A 4,404-nucleotide genomic window follows, 5' to 3' on the forward strand; every position below is an offset into this window, starting at 1 on the left:
CAAACTCCGGGGTCATGGAGTCTAACCCGTGCGAGTACCCGAACGCCCGCTGGTACAGTACCCAAAACACTCCAATCCCCAAGATCGCCAACCACCCGATCTTCACCGGCTTCGAATCGTACCACTGCGAGATGTCATACCCTCGATCGTTTGCCATAGTGTGACCTCCTTGTTAGACCAGCTTCGTTAGACCAGCTTCCGCATGGACAAATTCCTTACGAATGACCGGAGACCCGCCAATTCCTCCATCGCCTTGATTTCGAGAGCTCATAGGCGATCAAGGCCAGCAAAAGTACAATGGTCAATGGCCCAATAGCTTTTCTCGCAATTGTCGCATAATCGATTTGCTGTACTCGCAACAGGTAAGACGAAGGACTGTACCCTTCCGGAGTGATGATTAATTTATAAAGGCCTTTGACCAACTTGGCTTCGCCTCTGACCACGCCATCCAGATGAATCGCAGGCGGCCAGTACGCTACCGTTTCATCTTCGGCAGTCTCGCTGAGCCCTCTCACAACCCGTACTCCTATCGGTAGGTTGCGCAGACCCGGATCTACAAGGTCCACCACGAGGAACGTGTCGCCCTCACCGGGAATGTCTGTGCAGTACTGGGCCTTTGCTTCATTTTGCGGCTGATATGCGTTGAAATGAACGAGATTCCCTCCAACTCGTTGGACACAGATATCTTCCTCCATGGTCACATTGCCATGCGCACCGGCTACAACCGGCAGAAGGAGTGGAAGAACCGCAACAGCACTCATGATTCGACGGAACGGGACCGACCGTGTGAGTCCGATAAGACTGAAATTCAGCATCGCTCTACCTGTTACTCCGGCGACGACACTTAGTGCGACCACAACAATAAGGAACATCGTCGTCATATGACCTTCACCCCCTTTCCACCATAGAAAGTATACTCCTCGAAATATGAAGGCTACATTAGAAGTTCATGAAGAATTCTTCATAATTCTATCTACAGAGCGTGCCTTTTCACGTGGAATGGGCATGGGAGCATAAAAAGGCGACCTGCTCAAGAGGTCCGCAATCTTATGTCGGCAAAGGAGGTAGGTCTCTATCCTGGTGAGGAACCGGTTCTTGATCTAACCAAACATCTCCCTCGGGTTGGTCGCTTACCACCGCTGCCAGCGACCTGAAATCAAAGAGTCGAGAATCCATCAAGAGCGACGGCGCGACATTGGTCAATGCAGCGGCAATACTGTCCGAACAACCGGGTGACTCCCGTTCCCACTGCTGAAGAAACGTCTTCACTTTTTTTCGTTTCAAATCCTCTTGAGATCCACAGAGGTCGCAGGGAATGATCGGAAATCTTCTCAGCTCCGCATAGGCTGCAAGGTCGGTCTCTTTCACGAGCGCCAGCGGTCGGATGACGACATGTCGTCCGTCCTTCGAACGAAGCTTGGGAGGGATCGCCTTCAGCTTACCGGTATAGAAGAGATTCAAGAACAAGGTCTCAATGATGTCGTCGCGGTGATGACCGAGCGCGATCTTCGTGGCGCCAAGCTCAGTCGCAATGCGATAGAGGTGTCCTCGTCGTAGCCGTGAGCACAATGAACAGGTCGTCTGTCCCTCCGGTATGAGCCGCTTCACGATCGAGTAGGTATCTCGGGACTCAATGTGGAACGGAATGCCTCGGCTCATCAGATACTGAGGGAGCACATGTTCCGGAAAGCCCGGTTGCCGCTGATCCAGGTTGACCGCAATCAGATCAAAGTGAATCGGCGCTCGGCGTTGCAATACGAGCAAGATATCCAGTAAACCATAACTGTCCTTACCGCCCGACAGGCACACCATCACCTTGTCGCCGTCTTCAATAAGCCGGTAGTCGGCGATGGCCTGGCCCACCAGCCGGCAAAGGCGCGTTTGTATCTTTTCCGTGGCTTCGTCTAATTTCGGCATTGATGTTGGAGCAATTGGGACGATCATGGCAAGATTGTAGCGGCTCCATTATGGCCTTGTCGACAGAATCACGCTTGGGAAGGCACCAACCGTCCATGACCCAATCCATCCTCTTCGTATGTACCGGAAACGTCTTCCGCAGTATGGCGGCCGAATATGCGCTACGGGCACAGCTCGACCGGCAATCGCCCTACCGAGTTGCATCCGCGGGAATCGAAGCCAAGACCAACTCGATCCATCCGGTCATTTCCAAGCGGCTGATCCAAAAAGGAACCGATCCTTCCGCACATATCCCACAAAGGCTGACGAAGAAGTTGATCGACCGGAATGACCTCATCATTGCCATGGGGCTTGGTCATCGCGAGTTCATCCGCAAACAATTCGGGCTGATCGTTCCACTCTTCAATCAGGTGTCGTTCGGCGAGGAGGTTCCAATCCTCGATCTACACGAAGCTCTCCCTGACTGGGAGCGGGATATTGATGAAGCACGGGCTTATGTGGAGTCGGTCATCGACCATATTTGGGAATCCGTACCGGCGCTGGTGGCGCGACTTCCACAATTTCATGGGGCCGACGACCGGTGATTCCATATAATCTTGACCGTTGTACAAGTATCTGCCCGCCTCTCTGCCCTCTCTGAAGAACTCCTCCTGTCAGACGAAATGACCATTGAGTGCTATATTTCCATGAGCGACACAATAGACGTATTTCTGAGGTTTGTCGTTCATGGATCGCACAGGCTCCGACGTACTGAAGACACCCGTCATCGGACATGATCATCTCCCATGGGCTTCCTGGCCAGACGATGCGCTGTTGGATCTCCCGATGTGCGACCTGCACGTCGGGCTCAAGGGCGGATTTCTTGAACAGCCCATCGCCGACCTGACACAAGAACTGGAGCGCCGCGGATTGCTGTTTTGTCCACACTTCTGGCTCTCCAATGAGTGGTTCACCCCTGATGGAATTCCCGGGATAGCCGTCCCTTTTTATCTGGCCCATCCTCGCCTGGCAAAACTTGAACAAGCCCAGATGTTGGAAGTGGAAGGCGGCACCACAGAATGGTGCTTGCGTATTCTTCGCCACGAAGCAGGCCATGCGATCGAAAATGCCTTCAAAATCCGCCGGCGCAAAACACGTCAGCACATTTTCGGCAAGTCTTCTCAACGGTACCCGATGTACTACTCCCCACGACCCTATAGTCGAAGCTTCGTCCACCACTTGGACTTATGGTATGCCCAGAGCCACCCGGATGAAGACTTTGCTGAAACCTTCGCGGTTTGGTTGACACCGGACTCCCTATGGGAAGAACGGTACCGAGGCTGGCCCGTGCTCAAGAAGCTCAAGTATGTCGATGGGCTCATGAAAGAACTCCGAGGGGCCTCGCCTTTATTGACCACTCGCGAAGAGATCGACCCGCTCCCTCATTTGAAAAAGACTCTTCGCGAACATTATGAACGCAAGCGAAGACATTATGGAATTGAACGACAGTTGCAGTACGATCCGGACTTGAAACGGTTGTTTTCCAGTCTTCCGAGCCATGCGTGCAAGCAGAGCGCAGCAACCTTTCTGAATCGATTTCGTCGAGAAGTGCGACGGAAGGTCGCCGGTTGGACCGGCGAATACCAATACACGATCGATCAAGTGCTGGAGGATATGATTCAGCGGTGCCGTGAATTAGACCTTCGCGTTCCCGTTGCAGAGGAACAAGCCAAACTCGATTTCACCATCCTTCTCACCGTCCATACCATGAATTTCTTGCGGAGTGGTCGGCATCGGGTGGCTCTATGAAGCGGCTGCGGGTGCTTGTCCTCTTGCATGAGGATCTTGTACCTCCTGAGGAGGTGACCGGCTATGACCTGAAAACCGTGGAGTGGCGGACGGAATACGACGTCGTCTCAACACTGAAGAAACTGGGTCATGAAGTGTACCCGCTGGGGGTCAAGAGCGATCTAGATGCAATCCATTCAGCAATCGAGAATTGGAAGCCGGACATCGCCTTTAATCTCTTGGAAGAATTCGACGGCGTGGCCGTCTATGATCAGCATGTGGTGTCGTACCTCGAACTCTTGCACCTACCCTACACTGGCTGTAATCCGCGCGGACTGATGTTGGCGCGCGATAAAGCGTTGACGAAAAAGGTCCTATCCTTTCATCGCATCCCCTATCCTGAATTCTGCGAGATCCCCCAGGGGCGCACGGCAAAACGGCCAAAATGGCTCTCGTTTCCGTTGATCGTTAAATCGATCAACGAAGAGGCCTCCTTGGGCATCTCCCAAGCTTCGATCGTCGAGGACGACGATAAACTGAGCGAGCGGGTCGCATTTATCCACAATAGCGTGGGTAGCGGGGCACTCATAGAACGATATGTCGAGGGTCGCGAGTTCTATGTAGGGATCATCGGCAACGGACAGCTGCAAGCATTGCCTGTGTGGGAACTCATCTTGAACAAGCTGCCGGAGGACACCAAACGCATCGCAACCGAGCGGG

At 53.2% G+C, this 4,404-nt stretch carries 6 protein-coding genes; 3 read left to right on the forward strand and 3 right to left on the reverse strand.

The annotated features are described in order from the left end of the window. The 3 genes from ACOSYY_RS12795 to ttcA form a co-directional block, all read right to left on the reverse strand. A partial coding sequence (locus ACOSYY_RS12795) for a methane monooxygenase/ammonia monooxygenase subunit C (RefSeq protein ID WP_421662849.1) occupies positions 1–157 on the reverse strand: 157 nt, incomplete at its 3' end. Positions 158–215: 58 nt separating this feature from the next. Continuing rightward, positions 216–881 carry a hypothetical protein gene (locus tag ACOSYY_RS12800; protein WP_421662844.1) on the reverse strand — a complete coding sequence of 222 codons (666 nt, stop codon included), beginning with the start codon at positions 879–881 and terminating at the stop codon, positions 216–218. A gap of 166 nt (positions 882–1,047) precedes the next feature. After that, complete coding sequence (ttcA, locus tag ACOSYY_RS12805) at positions 1,048–1,944, reverse strand: tRNA 2-thiocytidine(32) synthetase TtcA (RefSeq protein ID WP_526023318.1); 897 nt, start codon at positions 1,942–1,944, stop codon at positions 1,048–1,050. 68 nt (positions 1,945–2,012) lie between these two features. On the opposite strand from ttcA, the gene ACOSYY_RS12810 reads away from it, so the two are divergent. The 3 genes from ACOSYY_RS12810 to ACOSYY_RS12820 form a co-directional block, all read left to right on the forward strand. Then, positions 2,013–2,501, forward strand: a complete 489-nt coding sequence (locus ACOSYY_RS12810; protein ID WP_421662847.1) for an arsenate-mycothiol transferase ArsC — start codon at positions 2,013–2,015, stop codon at positions 2,499–2,501. A 142-nt stretch (positions 2,502–2,643) separates the two neighbouring features. Beyond that, positions 2,644–3,705 carry a putative zinc-binding metallopeptidase gene (locus ACOSYY_RS12815; RefSeq protein ID WP_421662848.1) on the forward strand — a complete coding sequence of 354 codons (1,062 nt, stop codon included), beginning with the start codon at positions 2,644–2,646 and terminating at the stop codon, positions 3,703–3,705. After that, a partial coding sequence (locus ACOSYY_RS12820; protein WP_526023319.1) for a D-alanine--D-alanine ligase family protein occupies positions 3,702–4,404 on the forward strand: 703 nt, incomplete at its 3' end. The genes ACOSYY_RS12815 and ACOSYY_RS12820, both read left to right, overlap by 4 nt.

This window comes from Nitrospira sp. BLG_2 (assembly GCF_049222245.1).